This is a genomic window from Streptomyces lincolnensis (genome assembly GCF_001685355.1).
GTDB lineage: Bacteria > Actinomycetota > Actinomycetes > Streptomycetales > Streptomycetaceae > Streptomyces > Streptomyces lincolnensis.
On record NZ_CP016438.1, the window covers coordinates 7,989,944 to 8,015,697 of the forward strand.

At 71.9% G+C, this 25,754-nt stretch carries 21 protein-coding genes; 8 read left to right on the forward strand and 13 right to left on the reverse strand.

Annotated elements, in window-relative coordinates; translation table 11 throughout:
* The 10 genes from SLINC_RS35310 to SLINC_RS35355 all read right to left on the reverse strand — a co-directional run bounded on the left by SLINC_RS35310 (position 1) and on the right by SLINC_RS35355 (position 12,793).
* On the reverse strand, positions 1–1,173 hold the full coding sequence (locus SLINC_RS35310) for an MFS transporter (RefSeq protein WP_067442132.1): 1,173 nt from the start codon (positions 1,171–1,173) through the stop codon (positions 1–3).
* Positions 1,170–1,970: an ABC transporter permease gene (locus SLINC_RS35315; protein ID WP_067442135.1), complete on the reverse strand. Its 801-nt coding sequence runs from the start codon at positions 1,968–1,970 to the stop codon at positions 1,170–1,172. The genes SLINC_RS35310 and SLINC_RS35315 overlap by 4 nt, the downstream gene beginning before the upstream one ends.
* 5 nt (positions 1,971–1,975) lie before the next feature.
* Complete coding sequence (locus SLINC_RS35320; protein ID WP_067442138.1) at positions 1,976–2,779, reverse strand: ABC transporter permease; 804 nt, start codon at positions 2,777–2,779, stop codon at positions 1,976–1,978.
* A complete protein-coding gene (locus SLINC_RS35325; RefSeq protein ID WP_067442141.1) occupies positions 2,779–3,777 on the reverse strand; it encodes an ABC transporter ATP-binding protein in 999 nt (332 codons plus the stop codon). Before SLINC_RS35325 ends, SLINC_RS35320 begins: the two co-directional genes overlap by 1 nt.
* 117 nt (positions 3,778–3,894) lie before the next feature.
* On the reverse strand, positions 3,895–6,789 hold the full coding sequence (locus tag SLINC_RS35330) for a glycoside hydrolase family 2 TIM barrel-domain containing protein (RefSeq protein ID WP_067442144.1): 2,895 nt from the start codon (positions 6,787–6,789) through the stop codon (positions 3,895–3,897).
* A gap of 12 nt (positions 6,790–6,801) precedes the next feature.
* On the reverse strand, positions 6,802–7,683 hold the full coding sequence (locus SLINC_RS35335; protein WP_067446044.1) for a carbohydrate ABC transporter permease: 882 nt from the start codon (positions 7,681–7,683) through the stop codon (positions 6,802–6,804).
* An 8-nt stretch (positions 7,684–7,691) separates the two neighbouring features.
* Positions 7,692–8,657 (reverse strand): carbohydrate ABC transporter permease, encoded by a 966-nt coding sequence (locus tag SLINC_RS35340; RefSeq protein ID WP_067442147.1) that lies wholly within the window; start codon positions 8,655–8,657, stop codon positions 7,692–7,694.
* A 20-nt stretch (positions 8,658–8,677) separates the two neighbouring features.
* A complete protein-coding gene (locus SLINC_RS35345) occupies positions 8,678–9,940 on the reverse strand; it encodes an ABC transporter substrate-binding protein (protein WP_067442148.1) in 1,263 nt (420 codons plus the stop codon).
* 237 nt (positions 9,941–10,177) lie between these two features.
* Positions 10,178–11,422, reverse strand: a complete 1,245-nt coding sequence (locus SLINC_RS35350; RefSeq protein ID WP_067442150.1) for an ROK family transcriptional regulator — start codon at positions 11,420–11,422, stop codon at positions 10,178–10,180.
* Between the two features lie 117 nt (positions 11,423–11,539).
* Positions 11,540–12,793 carry a D-arabinono-1,4-lactone oxidase gene (locus SLINC_RS35355; protein WP_067442152.1) on the reverse strand — a complete coding sequence of 418 codons (1,254 nt, stop codon included), beginning with the start codon at positions 12,791–12,793 and terminating at the stop codon, positions 11,540–11,542.
* A gap of 113 nt (positions 12,794–12,906) precedes the next feature.
* Between SLINC_RS35355 and SLINC_RS35360 the strand changes: the two genes are divergently transcribed.
* The 6 genes from SLINC_RS35360 to SLINC_RS35385 all read left to right on the forward strand — a co-directional run bounded on the left by SLINC_RS35360 (position 12,907) and on the right by SLINC_RS35385 (position 20,456).
* Complete coding sequence (locus SLINC_RS35360) at positions 12,907–13,923, forward strand: hydroxyacid dehydrogenase (protein ID WP_067442155.1); 1,017 nt, start codon at positions 12,907–12,909, stop codon at positions 13,921–13,923.
* Positions 13,924–14,036: 113 nt separating this feature from the next.
* Positions 14,037–15,368, forward strand: coding sequence for a radical SAM protein (locus SLINC_RS35365; RefSeq protein ID WP_067442157.1), 1,332 nt, complete (start codon positions 14,037–14,039; stop codon positions 15,366–15,368).
* A 222-nt stretch (positions 15,369–15,590) separates the two neighbouring features.
* Positions 15,591–17,060, forward strand: coding sequence for a cellulose-binding domain-containing protein (locus SLINC_RS35370; protein ID WP_067442159.1), 1,470 nt, complete (start codon positions 15,591–15,593; stop codon positions 17,058–17,060).
* Positions 17,061–17,319: 259 nt separating this feature from the next.
* A complete protein-coding gene (gene rsgA, locus SLINC_RS35375) occupies positions 17,320–18,420 on the forward strand; it encodes a ribosome small subunit-dependent GTPase A (protein WP_067442161.1) in 1,101 nt (366 codons plus the stop codon).
* 162 nt (positions 18,421–18,582) lie between these two features.
* A complete protein-coding gene (locus tag SLINC_RS35380) occupies positions 18,583–19,971 on the forward strand; it encodes a bifunctional transcriptional activator/DNA repair enzyme AdaA (RefSeq protein WP_067442163.1) in 1,389 nt (462 codons plus the stop codon).
* 2 nt (positions 19,972–19,973) lie between these two features.
* The gene (locus tag SLINC_RS35385; protein WP_182449321.1) at positions 19,974–20,456 is read left to right on the forward strand and encodes a methylated-DNA--[protein]-cysteine S-methyltransferase; all 483 of its coding nucleotides are present in this window, start codon (positions 19,974–19,976) and stop codon (positions 20,454–20,456) included.
* Positions 20,457–20,463: 7 nt separating this feature from the next.
* On the opposite strand, the gene SLINC_RS35390 is transcribed toward SLINC_RS35385, so the two are convergent.
* Both SLINC_RS35390 and SLINC_RS35395 read right to left on the reverse strand, forming a co-directional pair.
* Positions 20,464–20,838, reverse strand: a complete 375-nt coding sequence (locus SLINC_RS35390; protein WP_079164892.1) for a PPOX class F420-dependent oxidoreductase — start codon at positions 20,836–20,838, stop codon at positions 20,464–20,466.
* Positions 20,839–20,906: 68 nt separating this feature from the next.
* Entirely contained in the window at positions 20,907–21,389 is a 483-nt protein-coding gene (locus tag SLINC_RS35395; RefSeq protein WP_067442168.1) for a DUF456 domain-containing protein, read from the reverse strand.
* 297 nt (positions 21,390–21,686) lie between these two features.
* On the opposite strand from SLINC_RS35395, the gene SLINC_RS35400 reads away from it, so the two are divergent.
* Positions 21,687–23,306: a PP2C family serine/threonine-protein phosphatase gene (locus tag SLINC_RS35400; protein ID WP_067442170.1), complete on the forward strand. Its 1,620-nt coding sequence runs from the start codon at positions 21,687–21,689 to the stop codon at positions 23,304–23,306.
* Positions 23,307–23,321: 15 nt separating this feature from the next.
* On the opposite strand, the gene SLINC_RS35405 is transcribed toward SLINC_RS35400, so the two are convergent.
* Positions 23,322–24,773, reverse strand: coding sequence for a transcriptional regulator (locus SLINC_RS35405; RefSeq protein WP_067442172.1), 1,452 nt, complete (start codon positions 24,771–24,773; stop codon positions 23,322–23,324).
* A gap of 219 nt (positions 24,774–24,992) precedes the next feature.
* On the opposite strand from SLINC_RS35405, the gene SLINC_RS35410 reads away from it, so the two are divergent.
* Entirely contained in the window at positions 24,993–25,661 is a 669-nt protein-coding gene (locus SLINC_RS35410; RefSeq protein WP_067442174.1) for a hypothetical protein, read from the forward strand.
* Positions 25,662–25,754: the final 93 nt, after the last annotated feature.

The following is a 25,754-nucleotide window of genomic DNA, read 5'->3' on the forward strand; positions in this document are numbered from 1 at the left end:
TCAGTCGGGCGCGGCCTCCGAGACCTCGTCGGGCTCCGCCACCACCCACCTGGACAGCACCGCGGCGACCGCGCCCGCCACGATCAGCGTCACCAGCGCGATGCGCAGACTCGCCACGCCCGCCAGCAGGCCCACCGCCGGGCCCGCCGTCAGGAAGCCCGGCCACTGGCCGATCGTGATCACGGAAACGCCCTCACCGGCCGGCACCCCGGGCTGCCGACCGGCCAGCGCGATCAGCGCCGGGAGCACACAGGCGATGCCGAGGCCCAGCACGATGAACCCGGCGAAGGCCAGCGGCAGCGAGGGCCGGGCGAGGACCAGGACGGCGCCCAGAACCGCGGTCAGCAGGGACAGCCGTAGAAAGGCACCACGGCCGAGGCGGGCCACGAGACGGTCGCCCAGCAGCCGGGCGAGGAGGATCGCGACCGAGAAGGCGGTGTACGTCGCCGCGCCGAGCGCCGCCCCCTCGCCCAGGTGGTCGGCCGTGAAGACCGAACTCCACTGGGAGGCCGCGCCCTCGACGAACGAGGCGAAGAACGCGATGACGGCGAGCAGCACCAGCTGCGGAGTGAACCTCTCCCCGACCGGCCGCCGCCGCTTGCCGGGGCTCTCCTCCTGCGGCAGCCAGAACGCCCACGCCAGCAGCAGCGCCCCGAGTACCGCGCTACTCATCGCCAGCTGCACGCCCGGGGAGATGCCGGTGGCCGCCGCGAGCGTGCCGAGGGCGCCGCCCCCGAGCACCCCGCAGCTGTAGGAGGCGTGGAAGCCCGACATCAGGGGCCTGCCCTGCTGGCGCTCCACCGCGACCGCGAGCGCGTTCACCGGCGTGGCCAGGAAGGTCGCCCCCACGCCCCACACCGTGAGGCCCACCACCAGCGCCGGCACCGCGGAAGCCCCCGCCAGCACCGGCGCGTTGAGCAGCACCACCGTCGCCCCGGCGAGGGCCAGCAGCCGGGTGCTCACCCGGCCGATCAGCACCGTGATCAGCACGATCGCCACCAGATCCCCGGCCGCCGACGAACTGCTCAGCAGCCCCCACTCGGTGGTGCTCAGCCCGACCTGGTCCCGGATCGCGGGGATCCGGGCCATCCAGCCGCCCTGTGTGGCCCCCAGGACGACGAAGACGAGGCCGACCGCGAGGCGCGGACGTAATCCGGAGGCGGCGGTGGTCATCCGTTCACCCCGGTGTAGTGCCGCAGGCTCCACCGCCACAGCAGCCGCGACCCCAGGTAGGTCAGCACGCCCACCAGCGGCGCGGACGCCGCCAGCCAGTACGGGACGCCGGTGTCGTGGCCGTGGCCGGTGAGGACGGCGACCGGGAGGTAGGCCACGAAGGCGAGGGGGAGGGCGTAGGTCAGGAAGCCGCCCACGGCCTTGGGCAGGACGTTCAGCGGGTAGCTGCCGAAGGTGCCGAGGAGTTCCTCCAGCCAGCGGCTCCAGTAGTCGGCGGCCGGGAAGCGCAGGGAGGCGCAGGCCAGTGCCGTGAACAGGGCCGCCTCCAGCAGCATGCCGCCGACGACCGCCGCGACCAGGTACGAGATCCGGCCCGCCGACCAGTCCAGCTCGCTGCGGCTGAGCGCGCCGACCATCAGGCCCGCCGCGACCGTCAGGTCACCGAGCGCGTTGGTCGGGAAGTAGGACAGCTGGACCTGGCGGTGCACCGGCATGGGACGCATCAGGTAGATGTCGATGCGGCCCTCCTGGATCTGCCGGCCGATGAAGTGCATCCGCCCCAGCAACAGCACGAACAGGCCGTGCGCGAGCATCCGCGTCGCCGGGATCAGCAGGACCTCGGAGCTGTCCCAGCCGCCCATCCCGGTGAACCGGGCCAGCAGCACGGTCGCGAACACGATCACCGAGACCTGCCAGATCGCACCGATCGCCACATTCAGCAGGAACTCGGCGCGATACTCCAGCTGCGCACGGAAGTTGAGCCGCGTGATGCGCCACGCGATCCGGACGGCGTTCACGGACCTCACCCTCCCTGGGAGACGACACGACGGGCGGCGCGCCGCCACAGGAACCGGGTGAACAGGGCGAGCACCACGACCCAGCCGGCCTGGACCGCCAGCTGCCCGGCCGCGTCCGACAGCGGGATCCGTCCGATGTAGATCGACAACGGCACGTTCAGCGTCGCCTGGAAGGGCAGGAAGCCGCTCATGGTCACGAACCAGTCCGGGAAGAACCACAGCGGCGCGTAGACCCCGGACAGCAGGTTCTGCGCGAAGATGATGATCAGGATCGCCGAGTTGTTGCGCAGTGCCCAGAAGCACCACTGGTCCGTGGCGAGCATGATGTAGTGCAGCACCCACTGGCCGAGCAGCAGGCTCAGCAGGAACACCCCCGCCACGGCGGCGGATCGGGGCGGTTCCACCACGCCGGCCGCGAGGCAGATCAGGTAGCCGCCGAGCGCCCACGCGAACCCGTACACCTGCTCGCCCAGCGCGCGCAGGGCGTAGTAGCGGTGGGGCGGCAGCGGGCGCAGGTACCAGTAGACGATGGTGCCGAAGTGCATGTGCTGGATCACGGTGTCCCGGCCCGCGAACTGGTCCAACTCCCTGAGCCGGGAGGCGAGGACGGCCAGCACGGCGTAGGTGACCGCCTGGCTCTCGTCGAGTCCCGCGGTGGTGCCGGTGTGGGAGTACAGGCCGTGCCACAGGGACGCCACCAGCACCACCTGCACGAGCAGGCGGAGCGCGACGCCCGTCATCCGGGGCGGGGCGTTCAGTTCGCCGAGCGGGGTGACGCGGGCGACGCGCCAGGCGGACAGGGCGGCCATCACGCGGCGGCCCCGGCCTGGGCGTAGGCGGTCCGCATCACGTCCTCCAGGTCGGCCTCGTCGATGGCGACGCCCGTCACCTCGTACCGTTCGATGACCGCCTTCAACGCCTCGTGCACGGTGGGTGCTTCGGGCCCGTCGGGGCCGAACACGACCTGCGGCCCGTCCTGCCGCAGCAGCGCGATGCCCGGCAGCGCCACGACGTCGGTGTGCGCGTCGGCGAGGGTGGCCCGCACCTGCCAGGTGGATCCGAACCTGCGGCGGATCTCGTCGAGGCTGCCGTCCAGGACGAGCCGGCCGTGGTTGATCAGGACGACCCGCTCGGCCAGCCGCTCGACCTCCGTCATGTCGTGCGTGGTCAGCAGGACCGTGCGGCCGCGCTGCTCGACCTGGTGCCGCAGGAACTCCCGCACCTGCTCCTTGACGACGACGTCCATGCCGATCGTCGGCTCGTCCAGGAACACCACCTGCGGGTCGTGCAGCAGGGCCGCCGCGAGGTCGGAACGCACCCGCTGGCCGAGGGAGAGATGCCGCACCCGGGTGTCCCAGAAGGACGACAGGTCCAGCAGCTCGTCGAACTCCTTGAGCCGGGCCGCGTGTTCGGCCTTCGGCACCTCGTAGATGTCCCTCAGGATCGCGAAGGACTCCCGGGCGGGCAGATCCCACCACAACTGGGTGCGCTGCCCGAACACCGCGCCGATGTTACGGGCGTTGCGCTCACGCTCCTGGTACGGCACCACGCCCGCCACCCGGGCCTCGCCGGAGGTGGGCGTGAGGATGCCGGTGAGGACCTTGATGGTGGTCGACTTGCCGGCGCCGTTCGGGCCGAGCAGGGCCAGGAGTTCCCCGGGGGCCACCTCGAAGGTGACGTCCGAGACGGCGTGCTTGGCGACCCGCTCGGGATTGACCAGGGAGCGGATGGCGCCCGCCACTCCCGGGCGGCGGACGGTGGTGTGAAAGACACGGGACAGACCGTGGACCTCGATGCTTCCGCTCACGCTGTGAACTCCCTTGCTCCGCACGTGAGAAGCGGCCGGTCGGAGTCAGGGCCGACCGGCCGCGGGCACCTCATGACCGTCGCAGAATGTCGATCAGTCGGTCAATGGATTAATCGATCACTGAGTTGGACTGTCCGACACGGAGAAGACGAACGAGAACTCCGCCGGCTCGGCGAGCAGGTGGTAGCGCGGCAGCGGGCCCGGACCGCACGACTGCGTGCCGACGCCGTGCACGCCGTGGTCGAGGTGCACCCACACCGTCTCCCCGGCCGTGAGGTCGGTGCGGTGCGTGGCCGCGTCGAGCTGCTCGGTCGTCCAGCGGCGCGCCCCGAAGAAGAACTCCGGGTCGCCCTCGATCCTGAGGCCGCCGAGCTCCACCCAGCGCACGTCGGCACGGGCGCCGTTCTCCTGCGGGCGCACGTACGGCGTCTGGAGTCCGTCGACCGTCGACTCCCAGCGGCCCACCATCGAGGCCAGCCGGGTGTCCGGGTAGGCCTCGCCGGGGCCCCCGCCGAACCACGTCACCCGGTCGGCCCCGGTGAGCCCGAGCCGGACGCCGAGCCGGGGCAGCGGCACCTTCCACTCGCCCTCGGGGCTCACGGACACCGTCAGCCGCAGCCGCTCGCCGTCCGAGGTCCAGCGGTAGACGGTGCCGAGGCCGACCTCCTGGGCGGCGGGGGCCACCCGGGTCCGTACCGTCAGCGCGTCCTCGCCCGCCTCCACGGAGTCCAGCCGGTGCCGCATGCGGTGCAGGCCCAACGCACGCCACAGGGCGCTGTAGTTGATGCCCGACTTCCACTCCGTGCCGTCGTCGTTGTCGGTCGGCGCCCGCCACACATCGAGGCGCGGGTTCTCGACCGCGATCCCGCCGATGGTCCTGAGCGCGCCGGTGCGGGCGTCGAAGGAGGCCGGGCCCAGCGTGATCCGGTCCCCGTCGAGCGCGGGCCGGCCGGTCGGGGAGACCGAGGGCACCGGGCGTGCCGTCACCGGCACCTGCCCCCAGGCCACGATGTGTCCCTTCGGCGCCCACGCGGTGTCGGCCGCCAGCAGCGCCCGTACCGTCCACGCCGTCTCCGAGCCGCCGCGGGCCGGGGCCGGCGCCTGCGGCAGCTTCACCTCGGCCGACTCGCCCGGCGCCAGCGGAGGCACCGACAGCGCGCCCGCCTCGACGGTCTCGCCGTCCACCTGGTAGGCCCACTCGAAGGCCAGCGCCGACAGGTCCGCGAAGTCGTACGCGTTGGTGACCCGTACGGTGCCGTCGGCGCCGTCGCCCTGGATGCGGACCGGCTCGATCACCTTCTTGAACTCCAGCAGCCCGGGGGAGGGCGTGCGGTCCGGGAAGACCAGTCCGTCGCAGACGAAGTTGCCGTCGTGCAGTTCCTCACCGAAGTCGCCGCCGTAGGCGTAGCCCAGCTCGGGGTGGGCCACGCCGTGGTCGATCCACTCCCAGACGAAGCCGCCCTGGAGCCGGTCGTGCGTCTCGAAGAGCTCCTGGTAGTCGGCGAGGCCGCCGGGGCCGTTGCCCATGGCGTGCGCGTACTCGCACTGGATGAAGGGCAGCTCGCGCCGCTTGTGCGGGCCCCCGTCCAGGTCCTTGCCGATCTGCTCGGCCTCCTCGTGGGAGGCGTACATCCGCGAGTAGACGTCCGTGTCCCGGCAGCTCCAGTCGCCCTCGTAGTGCACGAGGCGGGAGGAGTCCCGGCCGTGGATCCACTCGGCCATCGCGGTCAGGCCGCGGCCGGTGCCGGCCTCGTTGCCCAGCGACCAGAACACGATCGAGGGGTGGTTCTTGTCCCGCTCGACCATGCGGGCCGCGCGGTCCAGCAGGGCCGGGGTCCAGCGGTCGTCGTCGACGGGGTTGTCCCGCCACTGCTGCTCACCGAAGCCGTGGGTCTCCAGGTCGCACTCGTCGATGACCCACAGGCCGTACTCGTCGCACAGGTCCAGGAAGGCCGGGTGCGGCGGGTAGTGGGAGGTGCGTACGGCGTTGATGTTGTGCCGCTTCATCAGCAGCACGTCCTCGCGCATGGTCGACAGGTCCAGGGTGCGGCCCCGCTCCGGGTGCCATTCGTGACGGTTGACGCCCTTGAACAGGATCGCCTTTCCGTTGACCTTGATCAGGCCGTCTTCCAGGGCGACCGTGCGGAAGCCGATGCGCAGCGGGACCCGCTCACCCTCGGTGACCAGTTCGCCGTCGTACAGCCTCGGGCTCTCCGCCGACCACGGCTCGACCGCGACCGTCACCGCCTCGCCGGTCGCGACATCGATGTCGAGGGCGGGCACGAGGACCCGGCCGTCGACGTCGGAGTCGACGCGCAGGGTGCCCTCGCCGCCGGTGTGGTCGTAGGAGGCGTGCACGAAGAAGTCGCCGGCGCCGCCCGCCGGGCGGTGCAGCAGCGTGACGTCACGGAAGATGCCGGGCAGCCACCACTGGTCCTGGTCCTCCAGGTAGGAGCCCGCCGACCACTGGTGGACCCGGACCGCGAGAACGTTCCCGGACGGCTTGAGCAGGTGCCCGACCGCGAACTCGTGCGCGAGCCGGGAGCCCTTGAACTCGCCGATGTCCGTGCCGTTCAGCCACACCCGGGCGCAGGACTCCACGCCGTCGAAGCGCAGCACCGCCCCGCCGTCCGACGGCCAGTCGGACGGCAGGTCGAAGACCCGCAGATGGTCACCGGTCGGGTTCTCGGTCGGGACGTGCGGCGGGTCCACCGGGAACGGATAGAGAACGTTGGTGTAGATCGGCGCCCCGAAGGCGCCGTCGCCCTGGAGGACCCAGTGGCCGGGGACCGTCACCTCGGCCCAGGACGCGCAGTCGTATCCCTCCCCGGCGAACGAGTCGTCCTGCGCGTCGGCGGTGGCCGACAGCCTGAAGCGCCAGCTGCCGTTGAGCGAGTACGACGTCGCGTCCGAGGACGCGTACCAGGCGCGGGGCGGGAGCGCCCCGCTGCCCGGTGAGACGTCCTCGACGTAGTCGACGGCGGAGGTGGTGCGGGTGGTGCGGAAAGACATCGGTCTCCTTGCTCAGCCCTTGATGCCGGTCTGCGCGATCCCCTGCACCAGCCAGCGCTGGAGGAAGAGGAACACGAACAACAAGGGAAGGATAGAAATAGCGGTCGCCATGAAGATCTGGTGGAACACCACGGTCTGCCCGGTGGTGTACGACGAGAGCGCGACCTGGACGGTCCACGCGCTCGGGTCCTGGCCGATGACCAGCGGCCACAGGAAGGCGTTCCAGCCGTTGATGAAGGTGATGGTGGCGATCGCCGCGAAGAAGTTCAGCGAGTTGGGCACCACGACGCGCCAGTACGCGCCCCAGTAACCCAGCCCGTCCACGCGCGCCGCCTCCTCCAGCTCCTTGGGGAACCCCAGGAAGTACTGCCGGAAGAGGAAGCAGGTGAAACCACTGAACAGGCCCGGGATGATCAGACCCCGGTAGGTGTCCACCCAGCCGAGCGAGGACACCAGCACAAAACTGGGCACGAAGGTCACCGCGGTCGGGACCATCAGAGTGCCCAGCACGACGTAGAAGATCTTGTTGGCGTGCTTGTACGGGATGCGGGCCAGACCGTAGCCCGCGAGGGAGCAGATCAGCAGCACGCCGACGGTGTGCAGGAGCGCGACGACGGTGGAGTTCCACAGCGACCTGGCGAAGGGCACCGAGGAGTCGTCGAACAGGGCGCCGATGTTGCCCCACTGGAGGTCGGTGGGGAAGAACTGCCAGTTCTCGCCGGTGATCGCGGCATCGGTGGACAGGGCGTTGCGGACGATCAGATAGAACGGGACGAGGAAGAGGAACGCGGCGACGGCCGTGGCGATGTACAGGCCGGTGGAGCTCATCACGTTCCGGCCGCGCCGCGCGCGACGGGGCCGCTGGGCCGGCGCGGTCCTGGCCGGCTCGGGCATGGTGGCGGTCACTTGGACTCGTCCCCCCTTCCGAAGCCCATGATCTTGCCCTGGAACAGGGTCACGACACAGATCAGTACGGTCAGAATGACGGCCCCCGCGCTGCCGGCGCCGTAGTCCTGGCTCTCGCCCAGCGCCTTGTAGTAGAGCTCGACGAGGGGCGGGCGGCCCCAGGTGGTCTTCGACAGGAGGTTGAAGAACTCGTCGAAGGCCTGGTAGGCGGCGATGAGCAGCAGCAGGACCACCGCCGTGGAGGTGGCCCGCAGCTGGGGCAGGGTGATGTGCCGGAAGGTCTGCCAGCCCGGCTTGGCGCCGTCGATGGCGGCGGCCTCGTACAGCTCGCCCGGGATGTTCTGGAGCGCGGCCAGGAACAGGATCATGTAGAAGCCGGACTGGAGCCACAGCCGGGCCGAGACGATGACCAGCCAGTACCAGGGCGGGTTGGGGTCGGCCAGCCAGGCGATGTTCTCGATCCCGAACCAGCCGAGGACCGTGTTCATCAGCCCGAAGCGGACCCCGCTGAAGATGGACATCTTCCAGATCAGCGAGGCGGCCACATAGCTGCACGCGGTCGGCAGGAAGAACACCGAGCGGAAGAACGCCCGCATGAAACGCAGCCGGTTCACCAGCAGGGCCAGGCCCAGTGAGAACGCCCAGGTGGTGGGCACGATGAACGCGGCGAAGACGGTGAACGTGCCGAGCGAGCCGACGAAGTCGTCGTTCGTCAGCATGTACGTGTAGTTGTCGAAGCCGATGAACTTGTCGGGCGTGACGGTGAAGCGGGCGTCGAAGAAGCTGAGCCAGATGCTCCAGAGGATCGGCGCGTAGATGAAGATCGCCAGGCCGATGAGGAAGGGCCCGGTGAAGAGCCAGAAGTTGAGCGTGGGGCTGCCCCGCAGACCCCGCCGCGGCCGGGCCGGGGAGGCCTTGGCCGGGGCGGGGCGCGCGAGGTCGTGGGTCTTGGTCGCCGACATGTCGTGGTCCGTCCCGCGGCCTATCCGAACAGCTTCTTCAGCTCACGGTTGACGACCGTGTCGCACTTGTCGAGGGCGGCCTCCGGGTCCATGTTCTTGCGCACGGAGTTGGCGAAGACGTCCTCGAAGGCGGTGCGCATGGCCTGGGTCCAGCCGATGTTGTCGAAGTGCCCGAACTCGTTGAAGAGCCGGACGCCCTCGGCGGCGTTGCCGGTCTTGAGCTTGGTCGCCTTCTGCGCGGTCGAGGTGCGCGGCGGGATGTGGAAGCCGTAGGACGTGGCCCAGTCCTCCTGGTACTGCTTCTGGTCGATCCACAGCCACTTGACGTATTCCTTGGCGGCGTCGACGTTCTTGCCCTTGGCGTTGACGAACATCGACCAGCCGCCGTTGTAGACCGACTGCTTGCCGGAGTCGACGGTCTTGGGGAAGGGGAAGACCCCCCAGTCGTCGCCGAGCGCCTCCTGGATCGCCGGCATCGCCCACATGCCGCAGAACTGGATGGCGCACAGGCCCTGGGTGAACGAGGAGGGGTCCCAGGACTCGGTCGGAGCGCCGAGGAGAAGGTCGCCGCTGGTGAACAGCTTGCGCATCTTCTTCAGGCCTTCGATGACGCCGTCCGTGTGGTAGGCGATCTCGTTCTTCGCGTCGAGGTGCTGGGCGCCGGCCGACCAGATCAACGTGTCGTTGACGCTGTGCAGGTCGTTGCCCATGTACAGGCCCTTGACCTTGCCGGTGGTGAGCTTGGCGGCGGCCTCCATCAGCTCGTCGAGCGTGGTGGGTACCCCGACGCCCGCCTTGTCCAGCATCGACTTGCGGTAGAAGAAGAACTGCGGGTCGTCGATCATCCGGACGCCGTATATCTTCCCGTCGACCGTGTGCGACGTGATGTCGGCCGGGTTGAAGTCGCTCTTGACCGGCGCGACGATGTCGGTCAGGTCCGCCACCTGACCGCTTCTGACCAACTGGATCTGCGGGTGGAACTCGAAGAGGTCGGGCGCCTTGTCGGTGAGCAGCGTGGCGAAGAGCTTGCTCTCGAAGTCGGCGCTGGTGATCCACTGCGTGGTCACGGCGGCCTTGTCGTAGGCCTTCGCGTAGCGCTTGATGGCCTGCTCGGTGCCCTGCTCGCCGTAGGCGTGGAAGTACTGGGTGAGGTTCACGCCCGAAGCGCCGCCGCCCCGGCCGTTGTTGCCGCCGCACGCGGCGAGTCCGCCGGCGGCGGCCAGGCCCATGGCGGCGCGCAGAACGTTCCGGCGGTCCCAGGTGCTGTTGCTCAATGCCGACATGGTGACGTCCTTGTCTCGAGTGAGGCTGCGGCTCAGACGCTCAGCGGGAGATGGCTGAAAGAGCGGTGCGGAGCGGGACGTTAACCTTCGGCTAAGGCTTCGGCAAGGGGTTGAACGAAGCCTGTTCGAAGCGTTGCGTAGTGTTCGGTATACCGGACGTGATCAGTTGCGATCCGGTGGCGCGCAGGTCACGAAGGGGTCGCGAAGCCTGGTCGGGATGGTGGTAGGAGGCCCGGGTCAGGACGGCCGCGCACTGCGGACCCTCGACCGCGTGGCGCGCTTCGCGGACCGCTGGCCCACCGACTGGAGCGCGCCTTCGAGCGCGAAGGTCGCCGCTCCCAGACAGGCCGGGTCCGTGGGGATCGCGGACAGGACGATCTCGGTGGCGGCCATCGGCCGGGGCAGCGCGTGCCGGGCCACGGCCTCGCGCACCTCGGCGACCAGGGGCTCACCGAGGGCGGCCGCGACCCAGCTGCTGAGCACGACCACCTCCGGATTGAACAGGTTGACCAGGTCGGCGATGCCGGCCCCGAGATAGCGGGCGGTGTCCCGGACCACCTTCAGCGCCACCGGATCGTGCTCGCGCACACCCCGGGCCAGCGCGTCGATGGTGGCCGTCTGGTCCTCCGGGTGCAGCAGCGCGCTGTCGGGGCTGAGCTCCCGCAGGTTCAGCATGATGCCGGGCGCGCCCACGTACGTCTCCACGCAGCCGTGGTTGCCGCAGTGGCACAGCCTCCCGTCCAGCACGATCGTGGTGTGGCCCCACTCGCCGGCGCTGTTGCTCACCCCCCGGTGCAGCCCGCCGCCCAGCAGGAGCCCGGCGCCCACCCCGGTCCCGAGGTTGACCACCACCGCGTCCCCGCGCCCGCGCGCCGCCCCGAACCACAGCTCCGCCACCGCGACCGCGCGCAGCGGGTTGTCCAGGTACAGCGGGTAGGCGATGTGCTCGGTGAGCAGGTCGAGCAGCGGCACGTCGTGCCAGTCCCAGTTCGGCGCGTACTCCGAGATGCCGGTGGCCCGGTCGACCTGCCCCGGCACGCTCACCCCGACGCCGAGCACCCGGGCGCCCTCGATCCCGGCCTGCGCGACCACCGAGCCGACAGCGGCCGCGACATGGGTGACGACCTGCTCCGGCAGGCTCTCCCCGGGCCGCATGTGCTCGTCAGCGCGGGCCAGCACGTTCAGCGCGAGGTCGAACAGCTCGACATGGACGTACGTCTCCGCGATGTCCACGCCGATCAGCGCGCCGCCCGAGGCGTTCACGGCGACCAGCCCCCGGGGCCGGCCCCCGGCCGAGTCCTCGAACCCGACCTCCGTGATCATCCGCAGGTCGAGCAGCTCGCCGACGAGCGTGGCGACCGTGGCCAGGCTCAGCCCGGTGGCGGCCGCCAGCTCCTGCCGCGAGGTGGGCGACTCGGCGATGATCTGGCGCAGCACCTCGTAGCGGTTCGCGGTACGGATGTCGCGTGATGTTCGCTTCACGAGGCGCCCTCCCCATCCTTACGCGGCTCGGGCCGGGACGACTCGGCACCGGCGCGGGCGTCAGGCTATGGGCAGCCAGGACTTTCGACAAGGGGTTAGGAAAGGGGGTTTACGAAGTCAGACGCCCAGCGCATCCCGTACGAAGCCGTTGGCGAATTTACCCTCCGGATCGAGCGCGCGCATCAGTGCCCCGAAGTCGTCCAGCCGCGGGTACCGCCCGCGCAGCACCGCCGCCGGGACGGTGAACACCTTCCCCCAGTGCGGCCGCGCGTCGAACGCGTCCAGCGCCGCCTCCAGCCGGCCCACCACCGGCAGCACCGCCGCGGTGTCCGCCACCCAGGTGAAGTGCAGCGCCACGGTGTCCCGCCCGTACGCCGGGCTCAGCCACTGCTCGTCGGGGGCCACCGTCCGCACCTCGCAGGTCTGGAGCACGGGCGCGATCGTCGTCCGGATCGCGTCCAGCGCCCGCAGCGCGTCGAGGGCGTGCGGCCTCGGCAGCAGGTACTCCGACTGGAGCTCGGCGCCGCTGCTCGGTGTGAACTCCGCCCGGAAGTGCGGCAGCCGCTCGTGCCACGGCCCCGGTACGCCGAACTGCTCGGTGCAGTTGACCGCCGGCATCCCCGGCACGGGGTGCATCTTCTCGGTGGCCGGCGTGGCCCACCGGACGTCGGGCAGCGGCTGGTCGGTGCGCCGCTTCAGCCACACCTGCCCGAAGCCCGGCGCCCGCCAGTCGGTGAACAGACTGACGCTGTACGCGCTCGCCAGCACCGTCTCCAGGGTCTGGAAGTCCAGCCCGTCCAGCGGGAGACCGGTGAAGACGTGCTGCTCGACCTCGTAGCCGGGCAGCAGGTCCAGGGTGAGTGCGGTGACGACCCCGAGGGCGCCCAGCGAGGTCACCGCGCCGCCGAACCGCTCGTCCCCCCGCCCGAGGACCAGCGTCGAACCGTCCGCCGTGACGATCTCCACCTCGCGCACGGCCGAGGCCAGCGAGCCGTTGCCGACGCCCGAACCATGGGTGCCGGTGGCCACCGAACCGGCCACCGAGATGTGCGGCAGCGAGGCCATGTTGGACAGCGCGAGACCGTGCCCGTGCACCCGGCGGGCCAGCTCCGCGTATCTCACGCCGCCGCCGACCCGCACGGTGCGGGCCCCGGTGTCGACGTCGACCTCGACAGGCAGCGCGGCCAGCGACAGCAGGACGCCCTCGGGGCCAGGCTCGGCGATCTCGTTGAAGGAGTGCCCACTGCCCAGCACCCGCACCGTCGCGCTGCCGGCCACCAGATCCCTGAGCGCGTCGAGCGAGTGGGGGCGGTGCAGCTCCTTGGCGGCGTAGGTGATGTTGCCCGCCCAGTTGGTGACGGTTTCCGTCATGACCGTGGTCCCTCCCGATAAGTGCGGATGCGTTGACCCTCTCATTGGGCGGGACCTACGGTTGCGCCGGTCCTCCTCCCTCCCCGCCTCACCGAGCCGGAAGGTGCCCTTCGTTGCCCGAGCGCCCCCAGGCACTGATCGCCATGACCGCCGCGTACGTACCGCAGGTCTTCCCGCCGGAGGTGCTGGCACGGCTTCGGGGGTCGGTGACCGTCGACGAGACCCTGGTGGCCGCGAGCCTGAGCGCACCGGACTCCCGGATCCGCGAGACGCTCGCCCGCACCGAGATCCTCCTCACCGGCTGGGGCTGCCCCCGCCTCGACGCGGACGTCCTGGCCGCCGCCCCGCACCTGCGCGCGGTGCTGCACTCGGCCGGCTCGGTGAAGGGGCTGGTCACCCCCGAACTGTGGCGGCGCGGCATCGTCGTCTCCTCGGCCGCCGAGGCCAACGCGCTGCCCGTCGCCGAGTACACCCTCGCCATGATCCTGCTGGCCGGCAAGGACGTCTTCGCCCACCGGGACCGCCTGCGCGCCGAGCCGGCCGCCTACCCCGGCTGGGGGCTCCTGCCCGGCATCGGCAACCACGGCCGCCGCGTCGGCATCGTCGGCGCCTCCCGCATCGGCCGCCGCCTCATCGAGCTGCTGCGCCCCTTCGACCTGCGGCCCGCGCTCACCGACCCCTACGTCGACCAGCGGGAGGCCGCCGCCCTCGGCGTGCCCCTGCTGGACCTGGACGACCTGCTGCGCACCAGCGAGATCGTCACCCTGCACGCCCCTGAGACCCCGCGGACCCGGCGGCTGATCGGCCGCCGCGAGCTGGCCCTGATGCCCGACGGGGCGGTGCTGATCAACACCGCGCGCGGGGCGCTGGTCGACCACGACGCCCTGACCGCCGAGCTGCGCACCGGCCGGCTGAGCGCGATCCTCGACGTCACCGACCCCGAGCCGCTGCCCGCAGACTCGCCCCTCCTCGGCCTCCCGAACGCCTTCGTCACCCCGCACCTCGCCGGCTCCCAGGGCAACGAGGCGGCCCGGCTCGGCTCCGCGGTCGCCGAGGAGGCCGAACGGCTGCTCGCCGGGGCGGAGTTGGCGTACGGCGTCGACCCCGCGGCGCTGGAACGGGCGGCCTGACCCGTCGGGCCCGCCCGGGCGGCGATGCCCGATATGGGGGCCCCGCCACCGGTGACGTGCGGGCGAGGGCATACCGTGAGGAGTCGTACGCCTGAGCCGGGAGGAGACACGGGATGGGCAGCCGAACCGCGCTGGTCGAGGATCTGATGGAGCGCTTTCCACAGGTGCCGAGGGAAGCCGTCTTCAAGGAGGACCTGCTGCGCGGCGGTGTGGCCTTCGACCCCTCCGCGCTCAGCGACAACGAGGGCGGCGAGGTGAAGCCGAAGTCGTACTTCATCTTCTCCTTCGACCACGGCACCCTCCCCGAGCTCGGCGAGGCCGCCCTGCGCCGCCCGCCGGAGGAGATCATCCTCACCGGAGGGCCCTACGACCTGCGGCGGACCGTGGTGTCGGTGCGGGTGAACCCGGCCTCGCCCTACCGGGTCGCCGCCGACGAGCACGGCGTGCTCGGGCTCTACCTCGACGGGAAGCGGATCTCCGACGTCGGTGTGCCGCCCATGCCGGAGTACTACCGGCACACCCTCGCCAGCGGGAAGTCCGTCATGGAGGTCGCCCCGACCATCCAGTGGGGCTACCTGATCTACCTGACCGTCTTCCGGGTCTGCCAGTACTTCGGCGCCAAGGAGGAGTGCCAGTACTGCGACATCAACCACAACTGGCGCCAGCACAAGGCCGCCGGACGGCCGTACACGGGCGTCAAGGACGTGGAGGAGGTCCTGGAGGCCCTGGAGATCATCGACCGCTACGACACGGCGAAGGCCTCCACCGCCTACACCCTCACCGGCGGCGCGATCACCAAGACCGTCTCCGGACGCGACGAGGCCGACTTCTACGGCCACTACGCCAAGGCCATCGAGGAGCGCTTCCCCGGCCGCTGGATCGGCAAGGTGGTCGCCCAGGCGCTGCCGCGCGACGACGTGCAGCGCTTCAAGGACTACGGCGTGCAGATCTACCACCCCAACTACGAGGTGTGGGACGAGTACCTGTTCAAGATGTACTGCCCCGGCAAGGAGCGCTACGTCGGCCGCGACGTGTGGCACAAGCGCATCCTCGACTCGGCGGAGGTCTTCGGCGCGCGCAACGTGATCCCCAACTTCGTGGCCGGCGTGGAGATGGCCGAGCCGTTCGGCTTCACCACGGTCGACGAGGCCATCGCCTCCACCACCGAGGGCCTGCGCTTCTTCATGTCGCACGGCATCACGCCCCGGTTCACCACCTGGTGCCCGGAGCCGACGACCCCGCTCGGCAGGGCCAACCCGCAGGGTGCGCCGCTGGAGTACCACATCCGGCTGCTCCAGGCCTATCGCCGGACGATGGACGAGTTCGGCCTGGCCTCGCCTCCCGGCTACGGCCCGCCCGGCCCGGGGCGTGCGGTCTTCTCCGTCAGCTCGTTCATGGACAGCCTTCCGGCCGTCGACACGGTGGAGGAATCGGCGACCGCGTAGGAAACTCCTGGGGTTCGTGTTGAGTCATGGGGTGGCCGGATCCGTATCATCGGATGGAGTCGGGGATGCCGGGTGGCGGGATGTGACGGTGGGTCCTGACATGTGAACAGGGCGCTTGTCAGTTGTGTGGGAGACGTGAAAAGCTCGTGTCCTGCCGCGAGGTTCCCCCCAACTCCTTTGCCACTATGGTGAGTTGACCTCGCTTGTGACCGCAGGAGACCCATGCCCGACCTGCCGACTCCCCAGGATTCCGCGGAGGCCGCGCGGTTCGCCGAGTGCTGGGACGCCGTGCTCTCCTACGCCGACCTGTGCACCTCGGGTTCCACCTCGGCCACCCAACTGGCCACGGAGGCCTTCTCCCTCGGCATGCGCGAGGCCCGCGACGCCGAGGCCGCCCCGACCCGCAGCGCCGGCCGCCGCCCGGCCCGCCTGCCCAGGATCCCGCTGCTGCTGACGGCCGTACGGACCACGGCCGAGGAGTGGGAGATCCAGGGGCACGGCCACCGGCTCGACCCCGAACTGCGCCTGTGGCTCAACTCCGACAAGGCCGCCCGCTACTCGGGCCCTCCGCTGCGCCGCCCGCTCGCGCTGCGCGGACTGCGCGATCTCCAGGCGGCCGACGCCGAGTTGCTGTGGCTGGCCGAGGTGGAGGCGCTGCCGCTGAGCGTGGTGGCACGCCGGCTCGGCCTGGACCCGGCCACCGTCGCCGACGAACTCACCCAGGTCCGGGGCCTGTTCCGGGACCGCTGCCACCGCAACCATCTCGACACACCGATGGACGCGCAGTGCCGCAGCTACGCCCGGCTGCTCGACGCGGTCACCCGCTCACCCGTCGCCGACACCCCCGGCGACCTCTCCCGCCACCTCGCCCGGTGTGTCGAGTGCGCCGAGGCCGCCGCCTGTCTGCGCCTGCACGGCGGCGGACTGCCCGCGGCCCTGGCCGGCGGGGTCATAGGCTGGGGCGGCCTCGCCTACCTGGAGCGCCGCCGACGCGCCGCCGAGGTACGGCTCGGCGCCGGTCGCCCCGGCCCGGCCGACGGCGACGCACCCCCGAACCCCGGCGCGCACAAGGCCCGGGCGGTGCGCAACGGCCTCCTCGTCGCCGCCGTCCTGGTCTCCCTGCTGGCTCTCGCCGTCTCGATGATGCCGGGCGCCGACACCGAGGGCGGCGCGTCCCCGAGCGGCTCCGCCGACCGCCAGCCGGTCGTCGCCGACCCCGGCCCGTCCGCCTCGCCCACCGACGCCAGCTCCACCAGCTCGCCCAAGCCCTCGGGCCAGGCCGGCACCTCCGAGGCGTCCGAGGGCGCCAAGAACCCCGGCACCACACCCCAGGGCACCGCCACCTCCGAGGCCACCGGCGACGACCCGAGCCCGTCCCCGACGTGCAGCTTCACCTACGACCTGGTCAACCAGTGGCCCGACGGCTTCCAGGCCACCGTCACCATCACCACCGAACGCCCCCTCGACTCCTGGAGCGTCGGCTGGTCCTTCCGCGACGGCCAGCGGGTCGGCCAGATGTGGGACGCGAGCTTCAGCCAGAAGGGCTCCCGCATCACCGCCACCGCCGCCTCCTACAACAAGAAGATCCCCGCCGACGGCTCCCTCTCCCTCGGCTTCCTCGCCTCGTGGCAGGGAAAGAACGCACCGGCCCACGACTTCACGCTGAACGGGAAGCGCTGCGCGAAGGCGTGAGAACCCGGCCGGCGAAAATGCGTTGACGGGTCACCGAGGGGCCGGGCTAGAGTTACGGCGATCCACGCGGAGGCCCACGGCCACCGCGACCGAACGAGAGTGGACGAGGAGGTGTCGACCGATGGCTGTCTTTGCGAGGGGCGCTGCCCGCATCCAGGAATCCATCCAGTCCACCTCCGTGGCCACCGGCTGAACCCACTCTTCCTTTTTCCCGCGTCCGATCGACGCGTGCCGGGGCCGCCCCTGTGAAGGGTCACCCTTGACTTCCAGCTCTGCATCCTCCGTCTCCACCGCGCTCGCTCCCTACGGCTGGGACGACGCGTGGGCGGACGAGTTCGCTCCCCACGAGCCCGAAGGGCTCCTGCCCGGACGTGTGATCCGGGTCGACCGCGGCCAGTGCGACGTGGTCACCGCCGACGGGATCCTCCGGGCGGACACCGCGTTCGTCACCCCGCACGATCCGATGCGGGTCGTGTGCACCGGTGACTGGGTCGCGGTCGAACCCGCGGGCAACCCGCGCTACGTACGGACGTATCTGCCCCGCCGTACGGCCTTCGTGCGCTCCACCTCCTCCAAACGGTCCGAGGGGCAGATCCTCGCGGCCAACGTCGACCACGCGATCGTCGCCGTGTCGCTGGCCGTCGAACTCGACCTCGGGCGGGTCGAACGGTTCCTGGCGCTGGCCTGGGAGTCGGGCGCGCAGCCCGTGGTCGTGCTGACCAAGGCCGACCTGGTGCCGGACGCGGCGACGCTCGCGCACCTCGTCCAGGACGTCGAGACGGCCGCGCCCGGTGTGCCGGTGCTGCCGGTCAGCGCCATGGGCGGGGACGGGCTCGACGTGCTCCTCGCCGTCGTCTGCGGCGGTACGTCCGTGCTGCTCGGGCAGTCCGGCGCGGGCAAGTCCACGCTCGCGAACGCCCTGCTCGGCGAGGAGGTGATGGACGTCCGGGCCACCCGCGACGCGGACGGGAAGGGGCGGCACACCACCACCACCCGCAATCTCCTCGTCCTGCCGGGCGGGGGTGTCCTCATCGACACGCCGGGGCTCCGGGGCGTCGGCCTGTGGGACGCCGAGAGCGGGGTCGGACAGGTCTTCTCCGAGATCGAGTCGCTGGCCCAGCAGTGCCGGTTCCACGACTGCGCGCACGAGAGCGAGCCGGGGTGCGCGGTGCTCGCCGCGGTGGCCTCCGGCGAGCTGGGGGAGCGGCGGTTGGACAGTTATCGCAAGTTGCTGCGGGAGAACCAGCGGATCGTGGCCAAGACCGATGCGCGGCTCAGGGCCGAGATCCGCAAGGACTGGAAGCGGAAGGGGGCGATCGGGAAGGCGGCGATGGAGGCGAAGAGGGGGCGCTGGAGTTAGGGCGCGTCCCTTGGTGGGGGTGCCGTCTCTGGGGGCTGCCGCCCCCAGACCCCCGCTGTCGGCCCTGAAGGGGCCTCGTCCTCAAACGCCGGACGGGCTGGGACTGCCCCGTCCGATTTCCGCCAGCCCGAGCGCCCGGCAGGGGCCACACTGGATCCTGTGATGGACGAAGACACCAGGTACGAAGCGGTACGGAGCAGGGACGGGCGGTTCGACGGGGAGTTCTTCTTCGCTGTCGAGACGACCGGGATCTACTGCCGTCCCAGCTGCCCGGCGGTGACGCCGAAGCGGCACAACGTGCGGTTCTTCGCGACGGCCGCCGCCGCGCAGGGCTCGGGGTTCCGGGCCTGCCGGCGGTGCCGGCCGGACGCCGTGCCGGGCTCGGCGGACTGGAACGTCCGGGCGGATGTCGTGGGGCGGGCCATGCGCCTGATCGGAGACGGTGTCGTCGATCGTGAGGGCGTCGCCGGGCTCGCCGCGCGGCTGGGGTACAGCGCGCGGCAGGTGCAGCGGCAGCTCACCACCGAGCTCGGCGCCGGACCCGTCGCGCTGGCCCGCGCCCAGCGGGCCCACACCGCCCGGGTCCTGCTCCAGACCACCGACCTGCCGGTCACCCAGATCGCGTTCGCGTCGGGGTTCGCCAGCGTGCGGCAGTTCAACGACACCATGCGCGAGGTGTACGCCTCGACGCCGAGCGAACTCAGGGCCGCCACCCGGACCACGCGGCGCGCGGCCACCCCCACGGCGGGCATCCCGCTGCGGCTCGCCCACCGGGGGCCCTACCAGACCGGCGCCGCCTTCGACCTGCTGGAGGCCGAGGCGGTGACCGGGGTGGAGGAGGTGAGCGGGGCACGCGGACGGCGGATGTACCGCCGTACTCTGCGCCTGCCCCACGGCACCGGCATCGTCGCCGTCGACGAGCGTCCGGGCACCGCCAGGTCCGCGTCCGGGGCGAACCCGGGCGGCTGGCTGGACGCCCGGCTGCACCTCACCGACCCCCGCGACCTCACCACCGCCGTGCAGCGGCTGCGGCGGCTGTTCGACCTCGACGCGGACCCGTACGCCGTCGACGAGCGGCTCGGTACCGACGAACGGCTCGCCCCGCTCGTCGCCGCCCGGCCCGGACTGCGCTCGCCCGGAACCGCCGACCCGGAGGAACTCGCGGTGCGGGCCCTGGTGGGACGCGCGGAGTCCGAACGGCTGGTCCGGCGGTACGGAAAGGCGCTCGACGCCCCCTGCGGAAGCCTCACCCATGTGTTCCCCGAACCGGCCGTCCTCGCGGAGGCCGAGCCGGAGGGCCCCCTGGGCGCGCTCACCGCCGCCCTCGCCGACGGCGCCGTACGCCTGGATCCGGGCGCCGACCGGGACGACGCACAGCAGGCGTTGTACGCCCTGCCCGGTCTGGACGGCCGGGTCGTCGCCGCGATCCGCACCCGTGCCCTCGGCGATCCCGACGTCGCCCCACCGGGCCTCGACGTTCCCGACAGCTGGCGCCCCTGGCGCTCCTATGCCGTACAACACCTGCGTGCAGCAGGGAAGTTGGAGTACTGATGATGACCATGCGTTGGACCCACCTCGACAGCCCCGTCGGCCGGTTGCTGCTCACCGCCGACGACGAGGGCGCGCTGACCTCGCTGTCCGTGCCGGAGCAGAAGAACGGCCGTACCGTCCAGGAGGGCTGGCGGCACGACCCCGGCCCCTTCCGGGCGGCCGAGGAGCAGCTCGCCGCCTACTTCGCCGGTGAACTCAAGGACTTCGACCTGGAGTTGAGCAGTGCGGGCAGTGAGTTCCGGGAGCGGGTCTGGACCGCCCTGGACACCGTCCCGTACGGCGCGACCACGTCGTACGGCGAGATCGCCGCGCGGATCGGCGCTCCCCGCGCCGCCGTCCGGGCCGTCGGCGGCGCGATCGGCGCCAACCCGCTGCTGATCCTGCGGCCCTGCCACCGGGTGATCGGCGCGAACGGTGCCCTCACCGGGTACGCGGGCGGACTGGAACGCAAGACCCACCTGCTCACCCTCGAAGGCGTGCTGTAGGCGTACTTTAGGCGTCGTCCGCCAGCCCCCAGCTGTGCACCCGGCGCGGATGGATGCGGATCAGCTCCTCACTGAAGTGCGGGCCCAGCTCGTGCGGGCCGGTGAGGAGCTCCGCCTCCCCGCGGATGTCGATACCGCGCACCGTCCAGGGGCGCTCGCTGACGATGTCGTCGACCACCAGCGCGACCTTCGGGTTCTTCTGGAGGTTGCGCCACTTCTTGGTGGCGCCCAGTGCGTGGCCGCCGATCAGGATCGTGCCGTCGTCCTGCGGGAAGAAGCCCACCGGGTTCGCCTGCGGCTGCCCGTGCCGGTCGACGGTCGCCAGCCGTCCCAGTCGCTGCGACTTGAGGTAGGCGCGCTCGGCCTCACTGAATGCGGTCATGGCACCCATCCGAACACGAGTGCCCCGCCTCGCACATCGGGTTCTCGGCCTAGGCCTCCGGCCCTACGTCAGCCCCAGATCACCGCCCCCAGCCACGCCCCCGTGATCAGCAGACAGGTGAACAGCTCCGCGAGCACGCTGGAGCCGCCCGAGCGCATCGCCGTGCGCAGGGCCGCCCGGGCCTCGCCGTGGCGGCCGAGGCGGAGCCGTTCGTACAGGTAGATCCCGCCCATGAAGCCGGGGATCGCGCCGAGCACGGGGACCAGGAAGAAGCCGGCGAAGGCCCCGACCCCGGCGTACACGCCCATGCGCGGTGTCGCACCGCTCGCGCGCAGCCGTCGGGGCGGCAGCGCCCAGCGCACCACCTGCGAGAGGAACAGCGCGACGGTCGCCCCCACCAGCACCGCCCAGGCGACCGGCTGCGGATCCTTCAGCGCCCACCACATCACCGCGGCCCACACCAGCCAGGACCCCGGCACGCCGGGCACCAGCACCCCGCCCAGACCGAACAGGATGACCAGCCCGACCAGCAGGAGGTCCACCGTTCCCATCTGTCCAGAGTGCAGGAGGACCGGTGCGGGCGCAGATCAGCACGGTTCACCAGGGCGTTCGCGGGTACTCGGGTGCCGGAGCGGGGTGACACCGGCCGGCCACAGTGGATCCACAGGCGGACGGGTCACACTTCCGGCGTCGTCGGGCGGTTCTCCCGTGGGGGGTGGAGCCGTCCGGCGACTTCCTTCGTATCGGCGTTCGGGCGATCACTCGACACGCCGTTCGACGGGGTGTACCGCGTCGGATTTTCCGGATGCCCCGTTTTCATCCGGCCCATGCGGTGGACAATTAGGGGCATGAGCCAGCAGGGGGGAACGCCCACCGGTCATGAGGACGACTGGTGGGGGCAGCTGTACGACGACTCCACCGAGGACACCGGCCCCACGGCCGCACCCGACTCCCTCGACGACCGCTTCGCCTCGGCGGCGGACGCGGTGGAGGGGCGGCCACCCGGGACCGCGGCCGCGGTCCCCGCGCAACGCCCGGGGGCGGACGGCTCGGAGCCGCAGGCGCGGGACGCACGGCAGCGGGCTCCCTGGGAGCCTCCACCCGATGCCCCCGAGGGCCCGGCGACGTTCCCGCTCGGCCCGAAACCGCCGGGATTCGCCGAGTACACGCCTCCGGAGCGCGCCCCCTCGGCCACCGGCAGTTCCGTGGAGGAGCCACCGGCGACCACCGTCCCCGCCTCGCCGATGCCCCCGGACACTCCGCCGCCTCCTGCGACTCCACCGCCTCCGCCACCCCCCTTCGGCCCCCCTCGGCCCACGGAACCCCCCACCGGGCAGGACCGCAGCCCCACCGACGCCACCCCCGACGACTCCGGGCCGCAGGACACCGAGCCCGGCCCCGCCCCCGGCTCACCGCAGGACAGTCCCGGCCGAGCCCCGGAGCCCGACTCCCCGCAGGACGGCCGGACGCCCACCCGTCTCGACGTGCCCTCCCTGCCGGCCGACCCCGTCGACCACGTGGGCTCCGGACCGCCCACCTACGAGGCCGAACCGACCGCGCTGCCCCCGGCGGACCCGGACGACCTGGACGACCTGGTCGCGGACACCGTGCTGGACGGGGCCCGCTACGGCTCCGGGACGCTGCGGGCGGTGTCCGTGCGCGGGGATTCCGCGAGGTTCCGGGGGGAGCCGCGCCGCGACTCGCTGCTCACCGCCCGGTTCGGCTCCGGGGAGCAGGCGCTCGTCCTGGTGGCGATGGCGACCGGGGCCCGCGCCACCCCGGGGGCGCACCGGGCGGCGGCGGAGGCCTGCCAATGGATCGGCCGGGCCGTCGGCCGCAGTCACGCCCGGCTGGGCGAGGACATAAGGGCCGGCCGCCGCGGCGACCTGAAGTCGGGACTGCACCGCCTGACCGACCGCAGCCTCGGCAAACTCCGCGCCAGCGCCGCCGAGCAGGGCATCGACCCCGAGGAGTACGCCGCCACCCTGCGCTGCCTCCTCCTGCCCGCCGACCCCGAGTGCCGCACCCGGGTCTTCTTCGGCGTCGGCGCGGGCGGCCTCTTCCGGCTCCGCGACGGCGAGTGGCACGACATCGAGCCCCGCGTCACCGACGTCGCCGGCGAACCCGTCGTCGGCTTCGGCTCCCTGCCCGCCGAGACCCCCGAGGGCGACCGCCTCACCATGGACCTGGGCATCCCCACGCCCCCGAGCCCCTACGAACCCGCCCCCGAGCCGTCCCGCGAACCCTTCCGCTTCCGCGCCTCCATCGCCCGTCCGGGTGACACGCTCCTGATGTGCACCGGCGGCCTCGCCGAGCCGCTGCGCGGCGAACCCGAGCTGTGCGAGCACCTCACGGACCGATGGTCCGGACCCACCCCGCCCGGCCTCGCCGCCTTCCTCGCCGACACCCAGGTACGGGTCAAGGGGTATGCCGACGACCGTACGGCCGCCGCCGTCTGGGAGGCGTGACGAACTGCGGAGGCCCTAACTGTCGTACGGCACCCAGGCGCGCGTGCCGGCCTCGTCGGTGGCGTACCAGTAGCGCGGCAGGCCCTTGATGGAGCTGGTGCGGAAGGGGCGGCCGTGGTCGTCGATGCGGACCGTGCCGGTGCGGCCCTGGGAGGACCAGTCCAGTTCGAGGTACCAGTTGCAGTCGCAGGTCGTGGTGGTGGCCGTGACCAGCAGCACCTCCGGGTCCTCGGCCGAGACGCGGTACGGCATCTGGATGGCCGGGATCGGCCCCTCCGCGTCGCCGCCGGCCTTCGAGTGGGCGACCGGGCGGTCCTTGTCCAGGTCGACGGAGAAGTAGCGCGGGGAGAGCGCCCCGCCGCACCCCTGGTCCATGGCGTACGAGGAGCCCTGGACCGGGGCCGCGCGGCCGACGACCCGGACACGCAGCGCCTCCAGGACCACGGCCGTGGACTCGCGCCCCTGCACCGAGATCTGCACCTGGGTGTCCCTGCCGTGCACGGCACCCTCCGCCCCCGCCCACACGCGGGCGTCCTGCGCGGCCGGGGGCGGCGCGACCTGGGCCGGCGGCTTGGTGATGACGTAGTCGTGGCCGCAGCCCTGGTTCCAGACGTGGGAGTTGACGCTCCAGGTGAGCGGAGTACCGGTCCCGGCCGGGGGCTTCCCGCCCGGCTCCTGCGACGACCCGCGGCCTCCGCTCGGCGGCGCGGACGGCTTCCCCGAGGCACCCCCGGTCCCCTTCGGAGCGGAGGGCGAAGCGGTGCCGGGGGAGGGGCTGGTCGGTGTGCCCGAGGGGGTGACGGACACGCCGGGCGGTGTCGTGCGGTACGGCTCGTCCGACTCCTGCCCCTGAGCCCGCGTCGACGGTCTGTCCGACGGCAGCGCCGACAGACTGCCCAACGTCACGAGCAACGCCCCCGCGACAGCCGCCGCCACCGCGATCCGACGCCGGCGGTACCAGCGCCGCGGGGCGGGAGCGGACTCCGTCCGGCCGGCCAGGACTGTCTCGGTCTCCGCGCCACGCTGCCCATCGACCTCTCCGGGCAGACCGTCGGCCCCCGGCTCCTCGGCCCCCGGCGCCTCGGCCGGTTTGGCGTCCTCGGTTTCCGGTCGGGCGGGCGGGACCGGCTCGGTGCCGGTGCTCGTGGGCTCCGGGCTCTGGCTCTCCGCCTCCTCCGGACCCCGGTCGGCCGCGCCGGCCGCTCGGGGGCGCTGGCGGGCCGAGACCGCTCGCAGCCACAGCCGGTGGAGTTCGAGGCGTTCCTCCGGCGTCGCTCCGCACAGTGCGGCGAAGCGTTCGACGGGGGCGTAGTCGAGGGGGACGGCCTCACCGGCGCAATAGCGGTGCAGGGTGGAGGTGTTCATGTTCAGGCGGCGGGCCAGCGAGCCGTAGCTGCGGTCCGTGCGGTCCTTCAGTCGCCGCAGCAGCGCCGCGAACTCCCCGACCTCGTCCTGTGCTGCCGTCACGCCGTCCCCCGTCCGTCCCCGGCCCGTATCCCAGGCACTCCCTATACCTGCACGTCAAAGGGGCTGGGATGGTTCCACCGTGGTGGATCGGCCGTCCCGTGTTGCATCCGCCCCCTGTGACCGCTGATGCTTCTGGTGTCGCCCCGACAGCGGCCGGACCGACCAACCGGCGCCGAGGCGGCATCCCATTACTCATGCACTCGTTCACGGGGGACACCCATGCCCAAGCACATGCGATCCAGCGCGCTCACCGTACTCGCCCTCACGGCCGCCACGCTCGGCACCACACTCGGTGTGCAGGCCCACGCCGAGGCGGCGCCGACCGGGGCGAAGAAGACGGCGGTGGTCAAGACCGTGGCGGCGAAGACCGCCGCGTACCCCCGCTTCCTCGCCGCTTCCGAACTGCCGCCGCACCCCACCTCCGCCTGGACCGCCGACAAGGTCAAGGACGGCGTCCCGGAGTCGCTGACGTCCTGCCTGCACAACACGCTCCTCGCCTACGACGTCCGCTACCGCGAGTTCCGCACCGACCTGGAGACCAGCGCCCGCCAGGTCACCGTCGTCGTCGGCAACGACACCAAGGCCGCCGCCCTCGCCAAGGGCCTGAACCGGGACTTCCGCGCCTGTGCCCTGAACGCCGGTGAGGGCGACCCGGACATCGACACCAGGTACCGCGACTACGGCACCCTGCCGGTCGAGGAGGGCGCCCATGTGCACGGCGTGCAGACCAGCACCTCCTGGGGCTCCATGGACATCGGTCTCGTCTCCGTCGGACGCGACGGCCGGACCGTCACCGTCGTCGACTGGGGGCAGATGGGCGACTTCGACGACGCTCCGGTGAAGGCCTTCAAGAAGACGACCACCACGGCCGTGAACAAGCTCCACTGACCGCACGGCCGCAGCGGCACCGGGGCCGCCCTCCCGCACGGGGGTCGGGCGGGCGGCCCCGGTGAAGGGGCGATCGAGGGCCCGGGCCGGCCG